Origin of the sequence: Streptomyces sp. NBC_00726, from assembly GCF_045161735.1 — a bacterium.
In the GTDB taxonomy this organism is placed as follows: Bacteria; Actinomycetota; Actinomycetes; order Streptomycetales; family Streptomycetaceae; genus Streptomyces.
Genome location: NZ_CP108983.1, coordinates 5,425,215 through 5,442,346 on the forward strand (window position 1 = coordinate 5,425,215; position 17,132 = coordinate 5,442,346).

Below are 17,132 nucleotides of genomic sequence, written 5' to 3' on the forward strand. Positions count from 1 at the left end.
GACCCTTGCGCCTGTCCGGTGATCGCGCCCAAGGGGATGGGCGCACGCAGCCCGGACCCGTGAGGAGAACCGTCTTGTCCAGGGATGCCCGGTGGAACGCGCTGCTGGAACTCGTAGGTAAGAACGGCCGGGTGGACGTCGAGGACGCGGCGAAGGCGCTGGACGTCTCGGCCGCGACCATCCGGCGCGACCTGGACCAGCTCGCCGAGCAGCAACTTCTCACCCGCACCAGGGGCGGCGCGATCGCCCACGGCGTCAGCTACGAGCTGGCCCTCCGGTACAAGACGGGGCGCAACGCCCCGGAGAAGCAGGCCATCGGCCGCGCCGTCGCCGAACTCGTCGCGGTCGGCGAGGTCGTCGGCCTCACCGGCGGCACCACCATCACCGAGGTGGCCCGCTCGCTCGCCGTCCGCGCGGACCTGGTGGGCGACGGCGCCGGCGGCGCGGCGGGGCAGCCGACGCTGACGGTGGTGACCAACGCCCTCAACATCGCCAACGAGCTGGTGATCCGGCCGCAGATCAAGATGGTCGTCACCGGCGGAGTCGCCAGGCCCCAGTCGTACGAGCTGACCGGCCCGCTGGCCAGCGGGGTGCTCGGCGAGATCACGCTCGACGTGGCCGTGCTCGGCGTCAACGCCATCGACACCGAACGCGGCGCGTACGTCCACCACGAGGGCGAGGCCAGCATCAACCGGCTGCTCGCCCAGCAGGCCCAGCGCGTGGTGGTCGCCGCCGACTCCTCGAAGATCGGCAAGCGGGCCTTCGCCCGGGTCTGCGACCTCTCCCTGGTCGACTTCCTGGTCACCGACCGGGGTATCGCCCCCGAGGCGTCCGCCCGCTTCACCGAGGCCGGCGTCACGGTCATAGCCGTCTGACTCCTCGCCGCACCCGCAGCGGGCCGCCGCGACCTCGCGTGGCGGCCCGCTTTTTCGCGCATACCCCCACCGCATCCGATGACTCTTGCCGCGTATAAATGTTTGCTTCTTCATCGAAATGAACAATTCTTGCCATGCAGCCGCGCGGCCATCGGGCTCGGCCTGTGCCGGTCCATCGCGATGTCGGCCGAACGCGGCCAGGTCCGTTCCTGACGGCTGGATCAAGGCCCCCGGCGCACCGCTTCCACGCGGTCGCGACGGGGGCTTTTCGGCGTCTGTTTTCAGCCATGCTCAGTGGGTAATCGGCCCCTTCCGGTTTGACAGCGCCCTCTCCCGTAATGGTGACGAAGGCGGTCCGAAGTGGTGCCGTACGGTCACCGCCCAGTCGCTCGTGCAGTGGGTCAAGGTCTGTTTTCAGCCAAACACGTGCCTATCTGGCCAGGTTCGAACGCGCGACCGGAAACCGGTCGGCATAATCGCGTCCATGTCGATCACGGGTGGGGATGTCGTTGACCTTGGCAGGGGCCTGTACGCCTGGCTCCCGCCGAAGCGTGGCTGGGGGCTGGCCAACTGCGGCCTGCTCGTCTCGCCCCGTGGCGCGCTGTGGATCGACACGCCGTACGACCCGGTGCTCGCCGGCCAGTTCCTCGACGAGTCCACCAAGCGGCTGCCCGACGGCGTCACCATCGACCGGGTGGTCGTCACGCACGCCAACGGCGACCACTTCTGGGGCGCCGGTGTGCTCCCGGACGCCGAGATCATCGTGACCCGCGAGGCCAGGGAGCACATCCACTACGAGCCCTCGCCGCAGCAGCAGCACGCGCTCGTCACCGGAGCCGACCCGGCCACCCCGCTCGGCGCCTACCTCGCCCGCCACTTCGGCCCGTTCGACTGGTCGCGGACCGATCCCGTCCGGCCGACCACCTACTTCACCGGCGAGCTCGAACTGAGCCTCGGCGACTACCCGGTGCAGATCACCTCGCTCGCCCCCGCGCACACCACCGGCGATCTGATGGTCCACCTGCCCGCCCAGTCCACCGTGTTCAGCGGCGACATCATCTTCTCGACGTCCGACGCGCAGCCCGGCGACCACCCGATCCACTGGGAGGGCCCGCTGAGCAACATCATCGGCGCCTGCGAACAGGTGCTGGCCACCGGCGCCGAAACGATCGTCCCCGGCCACGGCCCCGTCCTCGACCGGAACGGCGTCCGCGAGCACATCGCGTACCTCGAACACATCCAGGAGCGCGCCCACGCCCTGCACGCCGCGGGCGTCCCCGCCATCGACGCGGCCCGCCGGGTCATCGCCGAGGGCCGCTACCCGGGACTCGGCCTGCCCGAGCGGCTGGTGGTCACCATCGGCAGCGAATACCGGCAGCTCGACGGCTCGGAGCGGCGCAGCGTCGTCCAGGTCATGACCGACGTCGCCACGGTCGCACACGAAGTGGAGCAGGCCGGTGAGCCGGCGGGCAGCGCGGGCTGACCGCGCGGCCCCGCCCCGCGCGCACCGGCGGACCGACCCGACGAGAGAAACGCGGTAACGGCATGGCATGGATCGTCGCAGTGATCGCCGTCGTCGCCGCGGTGGCGGGCTTCACGCGCGCCTACCGGACCGGCCTCCTGGAACAGCAGGCCGTCACCCGCGCCGAACTCGCCGAACGCCAGGCCAAGGCCGCCGAGGCGCGCACCGCCGCCCTCCTGGACGAGATCCGGCAGCTCGCGCGCAGGCGGATACCCGCCGCCGCCCTCGCCCTCTCCCACCCCAGCGCCACCGTCCCCGGACTGCGCGAGGCGGCCGAGGTCGACGGCGGCGCCGCCCTCCTGCTCACCGAGGCCGTCCAGGCCGCGCGGACCGCCGTCCTCGAAGAGCGCGGCCGCGTCGACGCGGCGGCCCGCGCCGCGATGCGCGGCACCTCCGCCAAGATCCAGTCACTCCTGAACCAGTCCCAGCAGCTGCTGCACGAGCTCCAGCACGAGTACGACGACCCGCGCATCCTCCAGCTCGACTTCCGCAACGAACTCGCGCTGCGCCGCACCCAGTCCACCGCCGTCCTGTGCGACGCCTGGCCCGGACTCGCCCGGCAGAACTCGCCCCTGGTCGAGATCGTCCTCGGCGCCCAGTCCCGGGTCGCCGGCTACGAGCGGATCAAGGTCTCCAACCATCTGCGCGACGAACGCCTCGCGCTCGCCGCCCGCGCCGCCGAACCCCTCGCCATCGCCCTGGCCGAACTCCTCGCCAACGCCACCGCGTACTCCCACCCCGACACCGACGTCCAGGTCACCGTCCAGCAGAGCGGCGGCCGGGGCGCGTTCCTCGTCGTGGACGACGCCGGCATCGGCATGGACGAGGACGCCCTCGAACGGGCCCGCGCCCTGCTCGCCGGACCCGCCGAGGTCCTGCTCACCGAGCTCGGCGACCCGCCGCAGACCGGCTTCGCGGTCGTCGGCCGGCTCGTCGTCCAGTACGGCTTCGACTGCCACATCGAGGCGTCCCCGTTCGGCGGCATGCGGACCATCCTGCGCGTCCCGGCCCACCTGCTCACCGTGCTGGACGAGGACCGGAACCTCTCCGCCCTCGCCCCGGCGCCCATGACGGCCGCCCCGGCCCAGCCCGCCCCGGCCGGCACGGACACCCCCGCGCCGGACGCCGCCGAGCCCACCGGACTGCCCAGCCGGCGCCGACGGGCGCCGCGCCGCACCCCCGCCGCGGCCCCCGCCACCCGGGCCGCCGAGCCGGACGCCGCCCAGCCCGCCCGTACTCCGGAGGCGGCAGGGGCTTCCTGGGCGGCCCTCCAGCAGGGCACCCTCAACGGCAGGAGCGTCACCGGGCGGCCCCCCGCACCGGACACCGGCGCCCCCGACCACCAGGACGACCAAGGAGACGACGAGAAGTGAGCGCCCCCAGCCCCAACTCAGGCGACCTCGCATGGGTGCTGACCCCGCTGCTTGAGCTGCCCGGAGTCCAGCACGCCGTGGTCGCCACCGGCGACGGCCTGGTCGAAGGCGCCTCCCCCGGCCTCGACCGGGCCTCCGGCGAACGGGTCGCCGCGATGACCGCCACCCTGCACGCCGCCGCCCGCGCCTTCACCACCGCCTTCACCGACGCCGAGGCCCCGCAACTGGCCCAGACCGTCGTGGAGTCGGACCTGGGCTTCGCCATCGTCGTACCGGCGGGCCGCAACACCACCCTCGCCCTGTTCGCCGAACCCGGCGCCAAACTCGGCGACATCGCCTACCAGATGCAGGTCCAGGTCACCGCGCTTACCCGGGCGATGCACGCACCCGCCCGCCAATCGGACACCGCCGCCCGGCCATGACCCCCGGCCCAGCACGCCGTCTGATCCCCGCCTATCTGGTCACCGGCGGCAGGTCCCGCCCCGCCGGCCCCGCCCTCGACCGGCTCGCCGTCCTCGTACGCACCGACGCGCCCGTGCCCGACGACGCCGGAACCCAGGCCCGCAGACTCTGCGACCTGCTGGAACCGGGTGCCCTCACCGTCGTCGAGTGCGCGGCCCACCTGGACCTGCCGGTCAGTGCCACCGTCTTCCTGGCCACGGACCTCGCGGCCACCGGACTACTGCTCACCCGACCGCCGATACCCAGTGCCGGGCAGATCGACAGGTCGCTTGTCGAGAGGCTGCTCGATGGACTCCGCTCCCTCCCCTGACCGGACCGGCGTCGGCTATCTGCCGGCCGCCGCCCGGACCCTGATGAAACTCGTCGTCACGGGCCCCTTCGGCGTGGGCAAGACCACCCTGATCCGCACCCTCTCGGAGATCGCCACCCTGCACACCGAGGAGGCGATGACCCAGTCCAGCACCCGCGTCGACTCCACCGCCGGACTCCCCGACAAGACCACCACCACGGTCGCCATCGACTTCGGCCGCCTCACCGTCCTTGACGACCTGGTGCTCTACATGTTCGGCACCCCCGGCCAGGAACGGTTCCTGCCGCTGTGGGAGGACATCGCGCGCGGCGCCCTCGGCGCGCTCGTCCTCGTGGACACCCGGCGGCTCGCCGACTCCTTCGCCGTGATGGACATGGTCGAGGAGCAGGGACTGCCGTACGCCGTCGCGGTGAACCGTTTCCCCGACGCCCCCGCACACAGCGACGAGGTCCTGCGCAAACACCTCGACCTGGACGACACCACCCCGCTCATCCAGTGCGACGCGCGTGAGCGGCGCGGCAGCATCGACGCCCTGATCGCACTCGCCGAACACGTGCTGACCCGCATGCCGCAGCCCGAGGACGCCTCATGACCACGTACGCACCGCCGCCGCAGCCCCTCGCGCTGTTCGGCCCGGCCTTCGCGGCCGACCCGCGGGGCCACTACCGCGCCCTGCGCGAGCACGGCCCGCTCGCGCCGGTGCGGATCGCCCCCGACGTCGAGGCGCTGCTGGTCACGGACTACCAGGCCGCCATCGACCTGCTCCGCGACACCCACACCTTCAGCAAGGACCCCCGCGCCTGGCAGGCGACCATTCCGCCGGACTCGCCGGTGCTGCCCGTGCTCGGACACCGGCCCACCGCCCTGTTCAGCGACGGCGCGGTGCACGCCCGCTACCGCGAGGCCATCAACGACAGCCTCGCGCTGATCGAACCGCACGTCCTGCGCGCCGAGGTCGCCCGCGTCGCCCGCCAGCTCATCGGCCGGTTCGCCGCCACCGGCAGCGGCGACCTCATCGCCCAGTACGCCCGCCGGCTCCCCATGCACATCTTCGTCACCTGGTTCGGCGCCGACCCCGAGGACGGCGAACGCATCGTGGACGGGGTCGCCGGGATGATGAACTCGGCCGCCGACGCCGCCGCCGCGTACGCCGATCTGGTCGACGTCGTCACCCGACTCGTCGCCGACCGGCGCGCCCGGCCGCGCCGCGACCTGACCTCGTACTTCCTCGCCCACCCGGCGGGGCTCGACAACGACGAGACGGTACGTCAGATCACCCTGGTGATGAGCGCCGGCAACGACCCGATGACCAACCTCATCGGCAACGCCACGCTCCACATGCTCACCGACGAACGCTACGCGGGCTCGCTGCACGGCGGCGCGATGACCGCCCACGAGGCGATCAACGAGGTGCTGTGGCGCGACCCGCCGATCGCCAATCTGGCGGCCCACTACCCGCGCCACGACACCGAGTTCCACGGCGTCCGGCTGAGTGCCGGACAGCTCGTCCTGGTCTCCTACGCCGCCGCCAACTCCCAGTCCCCGCCGCCCGCGTCCGACGACGGACTCCGGTCCGGGGCCAGCGCCCATCTCGCCTGGTCGGCCGGGCCCCACCGCTGCCCCGCCAAGCAGCCGGCCCTGCTCATCGCGATGACCGCCATCGAACAGCTCACCAGCCTCCTGTGCGACGCGCGGCTCGCCGTGCCGCCGGACGAGCTGCTGTGGCGCCCCGGCCCGTTCCACCGCGCGCTGGCCCACCTCCCGATCCGCTTCACCCCGCTGGACACCGCCGCCCCGAGCGGCGCCATCACGGTCGCGGAGCCCTCGGACGTGATTCCGGCGGCGGCAATCGACTCCTGAGCCGTGTCGCTCGTAGGCCGAACGGGTGAGGGAGGGGACAATCGCCCGATGAACAGTGAGCGTGACCGGCACAACGCCGACCGATGTGCCGACGGGGTGGTCCGGTGAGCAGGTACGACAGGTACGACGTCACGGACGAGCAGTGGGAGGGGCTGGCCCAGGTCGTACCGCTGCGCAGCCGCAACGAGTGGCCCTCCCGGGTGGACCACCGGGCCGTCCGGGACGATCCGGAGCCCGCCGAGCAGCGGCGCATGGTGGTGCTGCGGGTCCAGGTGTTCGCCGACGCCCGCGAGGTCGCGGAGTACCTGGTCGCCCAGGTGCCGGTGCTGCTCGACCTGACCAGCGCGGAGGCCGATGTGGCCAAGCGCATCCTGGACTTCGCCAGCGGTGTCGTCTTCGGGCTCGGCAGCGGCATGCACCGGGTGGACCGCAACGTCTTCCTGCTGTCGCCCGCCGGCATGGAGGTCGAGGGCGTCACGGCGGCCGGGGTGCCGGGGGTGTAGGCGGAGCGGTGACCGAACTCGACGTACGGACCCTCCAGCGGCGGCTGGCCGCGTTCGCGGACGCGCGCGACTGGGGGCAGTACCACACCCCGAAGAACCTGGCCTCGGCACTGAGCGTGGAGGCCGCCGAACTCCTGGAAATCTTCCAGTGGCTGACGCCCGAGCAGTCGGCGCGGGTCATGGCGGACCCGGAGCGGGCGCCGCGTGTGGCGGACGAGGTCGCGGATGTGCTCGCGTATCTCCTCCAGTTCTGCGAGGCGCTGGGGATCGACGTCCTCGCGGCGCTCGCGGCCAAGATCGAACGGAATGAGTCGCGCTTCCCGGTCCCGGGATCAACGAGCGACCAAGATCGTCACTCTTCGGAGTGATCGACTTATCCACATTCGATTGAGTGTCCACAGATTTCCGAATTCCTCTGGTGTTTCGGTGCGATAACCCTCACTGTGGGTAATGAACGTGGTGAGTGGGTTTTCCGCAGCGACGAGCGGGATTTCGCGTCGAACGGGGGCAGTCGATGGAAGCGGAACGGCTGGTAGCGGTCATCAGGCAGGCGCTGGCGCAGAGCCGGGGCACGCCGGACATCATCGCCGAGGCGTGGCAGGCGCAGGCCCTGGCCCAGGCGGTCGGCAGCCGGCTGGCCGCGGCCGGTCCCAAGGAGCTGCGGGCCGAGGCGGGCGCCCTCAGCGAGACCGGGGGCAGGAGCAGCGGCGCGCTCGACCATCCGGCGGCCCGCGCCGGGGTGGCCCGCGCGGCCCGGCTGACCGAGGTCGCCGATCCCCGCGCGGCCCTGACGGGCCTCGCCGCGCTGCTCGGGGAGGTCGGCATGGCGCTGGTCGGGGTGGCGTGCGAGACCGATGAGCAGAGCCTGTACTGGCAGTGCATGGAGGCGATCGACGCCGCCGACGAGTCCACGGACCGGGTCCGCTCCATGCTCCGTCTCCTCGACGAACGGGAGCGCGAACAGCGGGAGGACCTGGAGCGCGGCCGGGAGCGGGACGGCCCGCACGGGATACTGCGCGCGTCGGTGGGCCCGGTGACCGGTATCCAGTGAGCGGTACGTAGACCGGTACGCACTCCGATGCGCCTTCCGGTACGCCCTCCGAGGCCGCGACGCCGAGCGGCCGGTGTCCCGGATAAGGGCGGGCGGCGCGCGCGGGTGCAGGATGGAGGCATGGATCTTCGCATCTTCACCGAGCCCCAGCAGGGCGCGAGCTACGACACCCTCCTCACCGTCGCCAAGGCCACCGAGGACCTCGGCTTCGACGCCTTCTACCGGTCCGACCACTATCTGCGCATGGGCCAGGGCGACGGCCTGCCCGGCCCGACGGACGCCTGGATCACCCTGGCCGGACTGGCCCGCGAGACCAAGCGCATCCGCCTGGGCACGCTGATGACGGCGGGCACCTTCCGGCTCCCCGGTGTCCTCGCGATCCAGGTCGCGCAGGTCGACCAGATGTCCGGCGGCCGGGTCGAACTGGGCCTGGGAGCGGGCTGGTTCGAGGAGGAGCACAAGGCGTACGGCATCCCGTTCCCGAAGGAGAAGTTCGGCCGGCTTGAGGAGCAGCTCGCGATCGTCACGGGGCTGTGGGCGACCGAGGTCGGCAAGACGTTCAGCTATGACGGCACGTACTACCAGCTGACGGACTCACCGGCGCTGCCCAAGCCGGCGCAGACCAAGATCCCGGTGCTGATCGGCGGGCACGGCGCGAAGCGCACCCCGCGCCTCGCCGCCCAGTACGCGGACGAGTTCAACATCCCGTTCGCCTCGCTGGAGGACAGCGAGCAGCAGTTCGGCCGGGTCCGGGAGGCGGCCGAGGCGGCGGGCCGCACCCCCGGCGACCTGGTGTACTCCAACGCGCTGGTCGTCTGCGTCGGCCGGGACGACGCGGAGGTGGCGCGCCGGGCCGCCGTCATCGGCCGGGACGTGGCCGAGCTGAAGGCCAACGGGCTCGCGGGGTCGCCCGCCGAGGTGGTCGACAAGATCGGGCGGTACGCGGCGATCGGGGCGTCGCGGATCTACCTCCAGGTCCTCGACCTGGACGACCTGGACCACCTGGACCTGATCGCGTCCCAGGTCCAGTCCCAGCTGGGCTGAGAGCGGGGACGCGATGACACCGGGGCCCGCCCGTCCGCTGGCCGCCGCGCTGGCCGAGGGCACGGTCGTTCTCGACGGCGGGCTGTCCAACCAGCTGGAGGCGCAGGGCTGCGATCTGTCCGACGAGCTGTGGTCCGCCCGGCTGCTCGCCGACGGACCCGGGCAGATCGAGGCCGCCCACACGGCGTACGTGCGGGCGGGGGCCCAGGTGCTCATCACGGCCAGTTACCAGGCGAGCTACGAGGGGCTCGGGCGGCGCGGCATCGGGCGGGACGAGGCGGACCGGCTCTTCGCCCGCAGCGTGGAGCTGGCCCGCCGGGCGGCCGGCACGGTGGACCGGGACGTCTGGGTCGCGGCCTCGGTCGGCCCTTACGGGGCGGTGACGGCGGACGGCGCGGAGTACCGGGGCCGCTACGGACTCACCGTCCGTGAGCTGGAGCGCTTCCACCGCCCCCGCGTCGAGGCGCTGGCCGCCGCCGGGCCCGACGCGCTGGCCCTGGAGACGGTGCCGGACATGGACGAGGCGCGGGCGCTGCTGCGGGTGGCGGGGGACTGCGGGCTGCCGGTCTGGCTCTCCTACACCGTGTCCGGGGACCGGACCCGGGCCGGACAGCCCCTGGACGAGGCGTTCGCCCTGGCCCGGGCGCACGACGAGGTGATCGCGGTAGGCGTCAACTGCTGCACCCCCGCCGACACGGAGGCCGCCGCCCGGACGGCGGTGGAGGCGACGGGCAAGCCGGCCGTGGTCTACCCGAACAGCGGCGAGGACTGGGACGCGGCGTCGGGGACGTGGGGCGGGGGTGCTACGTTCGGCCCCGGTCGGGTGGAGGCGTGGCAGCGGGCCGGTGCCCGGCTGGTCGGCGGCTGCTGCCGGGTGGGGCCGGCGGAGATCGCGGAGATCGCGGGGCTGGTGGCGGCGGGAGGCGGCCGGGAGGCCGGGTGACTCCAGCGGCGGGGCGGGGCAGGGGAGGGCCCCGGGAAATTGCCTGGTGGGGGAAGGGTGGGCGGATCATACTCAAACGTGTGTTCTTGACGATCAGTACCACCGGCTCCCCGGAACGCCCTGCCACCGACCTCGGGTTTCTGCTGCACAAGCATCCCGAGCGGGCGCAGGCGTTCTCCACCTCCCACGGCACCGCGCACGTCTTCTATCCCGAGGCGTCCGCGGAGCGGTGCACGGCGGCCCTGCTGCTGGAGGTCGATCCCATCGCGCTGGTGCGCAAGGGGAAGGGCAAGGGCCGGGGCGGGGCGCCCGACGCCGCGCTCGCGCAGTACGTCAACGACCGCCCCTACGCGGCATCCTCGCTGCTGTCCGTCGCGATGAGCACCGTCTTCAAGTCCGCGCTGAGCGGCGCCTGCAAGGCGATGCCCGAGCGGGCGGCGGCCCCCATGGAGCTGCGGATCGAAGTGCCCGCCCTGCCGGCCCGTGGTGGTGCCGAGCTGGTGCGCAAGCTCTTCGGTCCGCTCGGATGGACGCGGGTGGCGGCGGAGCCCGTACCGCTGGACGAGACGTTCCCGGAGTGGGGCGACTCGCGGTACGTACGGCTGGTGCTCGAAGGCGAGCTGCGGCTCGCCGACGCGCTGCGCCAGCTGTACGTGCTGCTGCCGGTCCTCGACGACGCCAAGCACTACTGGGTGGCGCCCGACGAGGTGGACAAGCTGCTGCGCGCGGGCGAGGGGTGGCTGGCGGAGCACCCCGAGCACAAGCTCATCACCAGCCGGTACCTGGCGCGGCGCTGGGGGCTCACCCGGCAGGCCATGGAGCGGCTGGAGCTGGTGCGGCTCGCGGAGGCGGACGACCTCGACGTCGAGAGCGTCGACAACGCGGTGGACGAGCGCTCCGACACCGAGGAGCGGCCGGTGCCGCTCGCCGTGCACCGCCGGGACGCGATCCTGGCCGCGCTCACCGCCGCCGGAGCCGGCCGGGTGCTCGACCTGGGCTGCGGACAGGGGCAGTTGGTGCAGGCGCTGCTGAAGGACCCGCGCTTCACGGAGATCGTCGGCCTCGATGTGTCCATGCGCGCCCTGACCATCGCCTCGCGCCGGCTGAAGCTGGACCGGATGGGCGAGCGGCAGGCCGCCCGCGTGACACTGCGCCAGGGCTCCCTGACGTACACCGACAAGCGGCTCAAGGGCTACGACGCGGCGGTGCTCAGCGAGGTCATCGAGCACCTGGACCCGGAGCGGCTGCCCGCCCTGGAGTTCGCCGTGTTCGGCTCCGCGCGCCCCCGCACGGTCCTCGTGACCACGCCCAACGTCGAGTACAACGTCCGCTGGGAGACCCTTCCGGCCGGCCACACCCGCCACGGCGACCACCGCTTCGAGTGGACCCGGGCCGAATTCCGGTCCTGGGCCGATGCGGTGGCCGCACGGCACGGGTACGGCGTCGCCCACGTGCCCATCGGCCCGGACGACCCCGAGGTCGGCCCGCCCACCCAGATGGCTGTGTTCACGACGGGCACCGCCACCACCGACGAGACCCAGAAGGAGGCGAAAGCCGCATGACCACCAACGACAACGAGCGTGCCCCGCGCACCCTCCCCGTCACCGACCTCTCCCTCGTCGTGCTCATCGGCGCCAGCGGCTCCGGCAAGTCCACCTTCGCGCGGCGGCACTTCAAGCCGACCGAGGTCATCTCCTCGGACTTCTGCCGGGGCCTCGTCGCCGACGACGAGAACGACCAGAGCGCCAGCAAGGACGCCTTCGACGTCCTGCACTACATCGCGGGCAAGCGCCTCGCCGCCGGCCGGCTGACCGTCGTGGACGCCACGAACGTGCAGCCGGAGGCCCGCCGCCAGCTCGTCCGGGTGGCCCGGGAGCACGACGTGCTGCCCATCGCCATCGTGCTCGACCTGCCCGAAGAGGTCTGCCTCGCCCGCAACGCGGCCCGCCCGGACCGCGCCGACATGCCCCGCCACGTCATCCAGCGCCACCGCCGCGAGCTGCGCCGCTCCCTGCGCGGCCTGGAGCGCGAGGGCTTCCGCAAGGTGCACATCCTGCGCTCCGAGGACGAGGCCGAGCAGGCCGAAGTCGTGCTGGAGCGCCGCTACAACGACCTGCGCCACCTCACCGGACCGTTCGACATCATCGGCGACATCCACGGCTGCCGCTCCGAGCTGGACACCCTCCTCGGCAAGCTGGGTTACGTGGACGGCGCCCACCCCGAGGGCCGCACCGCGGTCTTCGTCGGCGACCTGGTCGACCGCGGCCCCGACAGCCCCGGCGTCCTGCGCCGCGTGATGTCGATGGTGGCCGACGGCAACGCGCTGTGCGTCCCCGGCAACCACGAGAACAAGCTCGGCCGTCACCTCAAGGGCCGCAAGGTCCAGCTCACCCACGGCCTCGCCGAGACCGTCGAGCAGCTGGAGCGGGAGGACGCCGAGGACCCGGACTTCCGCAAGCAGGTCGGCGCGTTCATCGACGGGCTCGTCAGCCACTACGTGCTGGACGGCGGCCGGCTCGTCGTCTGCCACGCCGGGCTGCCCGAGAAGTACCACGGCCGCACCTCCGGCCGGGTCCGCTCGCACGCGCTGTACGGGGAGACCACCGGCGAGACCGACGAGTTCGGGCTGCCCGTGCGCTACCCGTGGGCCGAGGACTACCGGGGCAGCGCCGCCGTGGTCTACGGCCACACGCCCGTGCCCAACACCTCGTGGATCAACAACACCATCTGCCTGGACACCGGTGCCGTCTTCGGCGGGAAGATGACCGCGCTGCGCTGGCCGGAGCGCGAGCTCGTCGACGTACCGGCGGAGCGGGTCTGGTACGAGCCCGTGAAGCCGCTGGAGACGGAGGCGCCCGGCGGCCGGGAGGGCAGGCCGCTGGACCTGGACGACGTGCAGGGCCGCCGGATCGTGGAGACCCGGCACATGGGCCGCCTCGCCGTTCGCGAGGAGAACGCGGCCGCCGCCCTGGAGGTCATGAGCCGGTTCGCGGTCGACCCCCGGCTGCTGCCCTACCTGCCGCCGACCATGGCCCCCACCGCCACCTCCCGCGAGGACGGCTACCTGGAGCACCCGGCCGAGGCGTTCGGCGAGTACCGGGCGGCCGGTGTGGCGAAGGTCGTGTGCGAGGAGAAGCACATGGGCTCCCGCGCCGTGGCCCTGGTCTGCAAGGACGCCACCGCCGCCCGGGAGTGCTTCGGCACCGCGGACGGCGGGCCCGCCGGCGCGCTGTACACCCGCACCGGCCGCCCGTTCCTGGACGACTCCGCGCTCACCGAGACGGTCCTCGGGCGGCTGCGCGCGGCCGTGACCGCGGCCGGGCTGTGGGAGGAGTGGGGCACCGACTGGGTGCTGCTCGATGCCGAGCTGATGCCCTGGTCCCTGAAGGCGCGCGGCCTGCTTCGCTCGCAGTACGCGGCCGTGGGCGCCGCGTCCGGCGCGGTGTTCCCCGCCGCCACCGGGGCCCTCGCGGCGGCCGCCGCGCGCGGCGTCGACGTGGGCCCGCTCGCGGACCGGCAGCGGGCGCGGGCCGGCGACGCGGCGGCGTTCACGGCGGCGTACCGGCGCTACTGCTGGGACACCGACGGGCTGGACGGCGTGCGCCTCGCGCCGTTCCAGATCCTCGCCGTACAGGGCCGCTCCCTCGCCTCCGTACCGCATGACGAGCAGCTGGCCTGGCTGGACCGGCTGGTCGAGCACGACCCCACCGGGCTGCTCCAGGTCACCCGGCGGCTCGTCGTGGACACCGCCGACGATGCGTCCGTCCGCGCGGGTACCGACTGGTGGCTGGAGATGACCGGCCGGGGCGGTGAGGGCATGGTCGTCAAGCCGCTCGGCGCGCTCGTCCGGGATGCCAAGGGCCGTCTGGTGCAGCCCGGCATCAAGGTGCGCGGCCGGGAGTACCTGCGGATCATCTACGGCCCCGAGTACACCCGCCCGGACAACCTGGACCGGCTGCGCGGCCGCTTCCTCGGCCACAAGCGCTCGCTGGCCCTGCGCGAATACGCCCTCGGTCTGGAGGCCCTGGACCGGCTCGCGGACGGGGAGCCGCTGTGGCGGGTCCACGAAGCGGTGTTCGCCGTCCTGGCGTTGGAGTCAGAGCCGGTGGACCCCCGGCTCTGAGGACGCGTCGGGCTGGGCCGGCGGAACAGGCTGGCGATTCGCCGGGTGAACGGCGCGCCGCGCGGTGAGGATGTGGGCATGGGATTCCATGTCGACTCCGAGGCCGGGCGGCTGCGCCGCGTCATCCTGCACCGCCCCGATCTGGAACTGAAACGGCTCACGCCGAGCAACAAGGACGCGCTCCTGTTCGACGACGTGCTCTGGGTGCGCCGGGCCCGCCAGGAGCACGACGGCTTCGCGGACGTGCTGCGCGACCGGGGCGTCGAGGTGCACCTGTTCGGCGATCTGCTCCGCGAGGCGCTGGAGATCCCGGTCGCCCGGCGCCTCGTGCTGGACCGGGTCTTCGCCGAGAAGGAGTACGGCCCGCTCGCCACCGAGCATCTGCGCGCCGCCTTCGAGGAGTTGACCGCCGCCGAGCTGTGCGGGGCGCTGGTCGGCGGAATGACCAAGCGGGAGTTCCTGGAACGGCACAAGGAGCCGGTCTCGGTGCGCTTCCATGTCATGGACCTGGACGACTTCCTGCTCGGGCCGCTCCCCAACCACCTGTTCACCCGGGACACCTCGGCCTGGATCTACGACGGCGTTTCCATCAACGCCATGCGCTGGCCCGCCCGGCAGCGCGAGACGGTCCACTTCGAGGCGATCTACCGCCACCACCCGCTGTTCACCGGCCCGGAGGCGGGTGCCTTCCACCACTGGTCCGAGGGGCAGGACGACTACCCTTCCACCATCGAGGGCGGTGACGTCCTCGTCATCGGCAACGGCGCCGTGCTCATCGGGATGAGCGAGCGCACCACCCCGCAGGCCGTCGAGATGCTGGCCCGGGGGCTCTTCGACGCGGGCTCGGCCCGGACCATCGTGGCGCTGGACATGCCCAAGAGCCGGGCCTTCATGCACCTGGACACCGTGATGACCATGGTCGACGGGGACACCTTCACCAAGTACGCGGGCCTCGGCATGCTCCGCTCGTACACCATCGAGCCCGGCGACGGCCCGCGCGACCTCAAGGTCACCGACCATCCGCCCGAGCAGATGCACACCGCCATCGCCGAAGCGCTCGGGCTCGGCTCGATCCGGGTGCTCACCGCGACCCAGGACGTGCACGCGGCCGAGCGCGAGCAGTGGGACGACGGCTGCAACGTGCTCGCCGTCGAACCCGGCGTCGTCGTCGCGTACGAGCGCAACGCCACCACCAACACGCATCTGCGCCGCCAGGGCATCGAGGTCATCGAGATCCGGGGCAGCGAGCTGGGCCGGGGCCGGGGCGGTCCGCGCTGCATGAGCTGCCCGGTGGTGCGGGACCCGGTGTGACGGGGCGGCGGCGGGGCATCCGTACCGCGAGACGGGCCTGTATAGCGATGCATTGCGTCGTATAGGGTTCCAGCGTTACGGTATGCGTCCCCCCGTCCGACCCAGGAGCAGTCACCATGGCCATAGACCTCGCAGGCCGCCACTTCCTCAAGGAGCTGGACTTCACGGGCGCGGAGTTCCGCGGCCTGATCGAGCTGGCCGCCGAGCTCAAGGCTGCCAAGAAGTCGGGCACGGAGGCGCGGCGGCTGCGCGGCCGGAACATCGCGCTGATCTTCGAGAAGACGTCGACCCGCACCCGGTGCGCGTTCGAGGTGGCCGCCGCCGACCAGGGCGCGTCGACCACGTATCTCGACCCCTCCGGCTCCCAGATGGGGCACAAGGAGTCGGTCAAGGACACCGCGCGCGTCCTCGGCCGGATGTTCGACGGGATCGAGTACCGGGGCGACAGCCAGGCGGCCGTCGAGGAGCTGGCCGCGTACGCCGGGGTGCCGGTCTTCAACGGGCTGACCGACGACTGGCACCCCACCCAGATGCTCGCCGACGTGCTGACGATGACCGAGCACAGCGACAGGCCGCTGGAGGAGATCGCGTTCGCCTACCTCGGCGACGCCCGCTTCAACATGGGCAACTCCTACCTGGTCACCGGCGCCCTGCTCGGCATGGACGTGCGCATCGTCGCGCCCAGGGCGTACTGGCCGGCCGAGACGGTCGTCGCCGAGGCCCGCGCGCTCGCCGGGAAGTCCGGCGCGCGGGTCACGCTCACCGAGGACGTGGCCGAGGGGGTGCGCGGCGCGGACTTCGTCGCCACCGACGTCTGGGTCTCGATGGGCGAGCCCAAGGAGGTCTGGGACGCCCGCATCGCCGCCCTCATGCCGTACGCCGTCACGATGGACGTCCTGCGGGCGACCGGGAACGCCGGGGTGAAGTTCCTGCACTGCCTGCCCGCGTACCACGACCTCGGCACCGGGGTGGCGCGCGAGATCCACGAGCGGCACGGGCTGAGCGAGCTGGAGGTCAGCGACGAGGTGTTCGAGTCCGAGCACTCCGTCGTCTTCGACGAGGCCGAGAACCGCATGCACACGATCAAGGCCGTCCTCGTGGCGACGATGGCCGGCCGGTAGCCCGGCGGCCGCGGCCGTCAGCTGCCCGCCGCGCTCTCCGCCGTACCGGCCGACGGCGGCGTGATCGGCCTGCCCGCCTAGAGCGGCGGCAGCCGGAACCAGACCGCCTTGCCGCGTTCGGTCGGGCGGTGGCCGCAGGACGAGCTGAGCGTGCGGATCAGCAGCAGCCCCCGGCCGTGCTCCTGCCACGGGTCCGGTACGTCGTCGGGCTCCGGGCGGGACAGATCGCCGGGCGGCGCCGGGTCGCCGTCGTGCACCTCCACCTGGCAGCCGGCCGGAAGCAGCTCGACCACCAGCTCTATGGGGTCGTCGCCCGGGGTGTGCTCCACCGCGTTCGCGACCAGCTCGGCGGTCAGCAGTTCGGCGGTGTCGCTGTCGGCGGGCGCGTCGATGTCCGTCAGCACCGACCGGATCAGCGCGCGGGCGATCGGCACGGCGGCCGCGTCGTGCGGCAGGGAGATGCGCCAGGAGGGGGGTGGCGGTCCGTCGGGGGGCACGAGGTTTCCGTTCGGGGGAGCGGCGGGGGTCCTGGGCTCAGACGGTTCCGCGCTCAAGACGTGTCGGGTCCAACCTTACGAAGCGGCGCGACGCGGACAAGAGTCTGCCGTCCGGGAGCTTGGGGACATTCGTCACG

17 protein-coding genes are annotated in these 17,132 nt (G+C 72.7%); 16 read left to right on the forward strand and 1 reads right to left on the reverse strand.

All coding sequences use genetic code 11. From position 1 onward, the window contains the following. Positions 1-74: 74 nt before the first annotated feature. The 16 genes from OG338_RS24195 to argF all read left to right on the forward strand — a co-directional run bounded on the left by OG338_RS24195 (position 75) and on the right by argF (position 16,498). A complete protein-coding gene (locus OG338_RS24195) occupies positions 75-875 on the forward strand; it encodes a DeoR/GlpR family DNA-binding transcription regulator (RefSeq protein ID WP_405939316.1) in 801 nt (266 codons plus the stop codon). Between the two features lie 484 nt (positions 876-1,359). Then, entirely contained in the window at positions 1,360-2,358 is a 999-nt protein-coding gene (locus tag OG338_RS24200; protein ID WP_405939317.1) for an MBL fold metallo-hydrolase, read from the forward strand. A 62-nt stretch (positions 2,359-2,420) separates the two neighbouring features. Beyond that, positions 2,421-3,770 (forward strand): ATP-binding protein, encoded by a 1,350-nt coding sequence (locus OG338_RS24205; RefSeq protein ID WP_405939318.1) that lies wholly within the window; start codon positions 2,421-2,423, stop codon positions 3,768-3,770. After that, entirely contained in the window at positions 3,767-4,192 is a 426-nt protein-coding gene (locus tag OG338_RS24210) for a roadblock/LC7 domain-containing protein (protein ID WP_405939319.1), read from the forward strand. The genes OG338_RS24205 and OG338_RS24210 overlap by 4 nt, the downstream gene beginning before the upstream one ends. Next, positions 4,189-4,542, forward strand: a complete 354-nt coding sequence (locus OG338_RS24215; RefSeq protein ID WP_018105822.1) for a DUF742 domain-containing protein — start codon at positions 4,189-4,191, stop codon at positions 4,540-4,542. The genes OG338_RS24210 and OG338_RS24215 overlap by 4 nt, the downstream gene beginning before the upstream one ends. Further along, positions 4,520-5,134 carry a GTP-binding protein gene (locus tag OG338_RS24220; RefSeq protein ID WP_405939320.1) on the forward strand — a complete coding sequence of 205 codons (615 nt, stop codon included), beginning with the start codon at positions 4,520-4,522 and terminating at the stop codon, positions 5,132-5,134. Before OG338_RS24215 ends, OG338_RS24220 begins: the two co-directional genes overlap by 23 nt. Then, positions 5,131-6,402, forward strand: a complete 1,272-nt coding sequence (locus tag OG338_RS24225) for a cytochrome P450 (protein WP_405939321.1) — start codon at positions 5,131-5,133, stop codon at positions 6,400-6,402. The genes OG338_RS24220 and OG338_RS24225 overlap by 4 nt, the downstream gene beginning before the upstream one ends. Positions 6,403-6,506: 104 nt before the next feature. Then, positions 6,507-6,905, forward strand: a complete 399-nt coding sequence (locus OG338_RS24230) for a cell division protein SepF (protein WP_405939322.1) — start codon at positions 6,507-6,509, stop codon at positions 6,903-6,905. 8 nt (positions 6,906-6,913) lie between these two features. Then, a complete protein-coding gene (locus tag OG338_RS24235) occupies positions 6,914-7,273 on the forward strand; it encodes a nucleotide pyrophosphohydrolase (protein ID WP_405939323.1) in 360 nt (119 codons plus the stop codon). Between the two features lie 146 nt (positions 7,274-7,419). Further along, a complete protein-coding gene (locus tag OG338_RS24240) occupies positions 7,420-7,956 on the forward strand; it encodes a DUF6099 family protein (protein WP_405939324.1) in 537 nt (178 codons plus the stop codon). Positions 7,957-8,076: 120 nt separating this feature from the next. Next, positions 8,077-9,000 carry an LLM class F420-dependent oxidoreductase gene (locus OG338_RS24245; protein ID WP_405939325.1) on the forward strand — a complete coding sequence of 308 codons (924 nt, stop codon included), beginning with the start codon at positions 8,077-8,079 and terminating at the stop codon, positions 8,998-9,000. A gap of 13 nt (positions 9,001-9,013) precedes the next feature. After that, the gene (mmuM, locus tag OG338_RS24250; RefSeq protein WP_405939326.1) at positions 9,014-9,943 is read left to right on the forward strand and encodes a homocysteine S-methyltransferase; all 930 of its coding nucleotides are present in this window, start codon (positions 9,014-9,016) and stop codon (positions 9,941-9,943) included. An 80-nt stretch (positions 9,944-10,023) separates the two neighbouring features. After that, positions 10,024-11,505: a 3' terminal RNA ribose 2'-O-methyltransferase Hen1 gene (locus tag OG338_RS24255; protein WP_405939327.1), complete on the forward strand. Its 1,482-nt coding sequence runs from the start codon at positions 10,024-10,026 to the stop codon at positions 11,503-11,505. Beyond that, positions 11,502-14,066 (forward strand): polynucleotide kinase-phosphatase, encoded by a 2,565-nt coding sequence (locus OG338_RS24260; protein ID WP_405939328.1) that lies wholly within the window; start codon positions 11,502-11,504, stop codon positions 14,064-14,066. The genes OG338_RS24255 and OG338_RS24260 overlap by 4 nt, the downstream gene beginning before the upstream one ends. Positions 14,067-14,144: 78 nt before the next feature. Next, entirely contained in the window at positions 14,145-15,377 is a 1,233-nt protein-coding gene (locus OG338_RS24265; RefSeq protein WP_405939329.1) for an arginine deiminase, read from the forward strand. 116 nt (positions 15,378-15,493) lie between these two features. Then, positions 15,494-16,498: an ornithine carbamoyltransferase gene (gene argF / locus OG338_RS24270; protein ID WP_405939330.1), complete on the forward strand. Its 1,005-nt coding sequence runs from the start codon at positions 15,494-15,496 to the stop codon at positions 16,496-16,498. 77 nt (positions 16,499-16,575) lie between these two features. On the opposite strand, the gene OG338_RS24275 is transcribed toward argF, so the two are convergent. Continuing rightward, positions 16,576-16,995 (reverse strand): ATP-binding protein, encoded by a 420-nt coding sequence (locus tag OG338_RS24275; RefSeq protein ID WP_405939331.1) that lies wholly within the window; start codon positions 16,993-16,995, stop codon positions 16,576-16,578. Between the last annotated feature and the right edge of the window lie 137 nt (positions 16,996-17,132).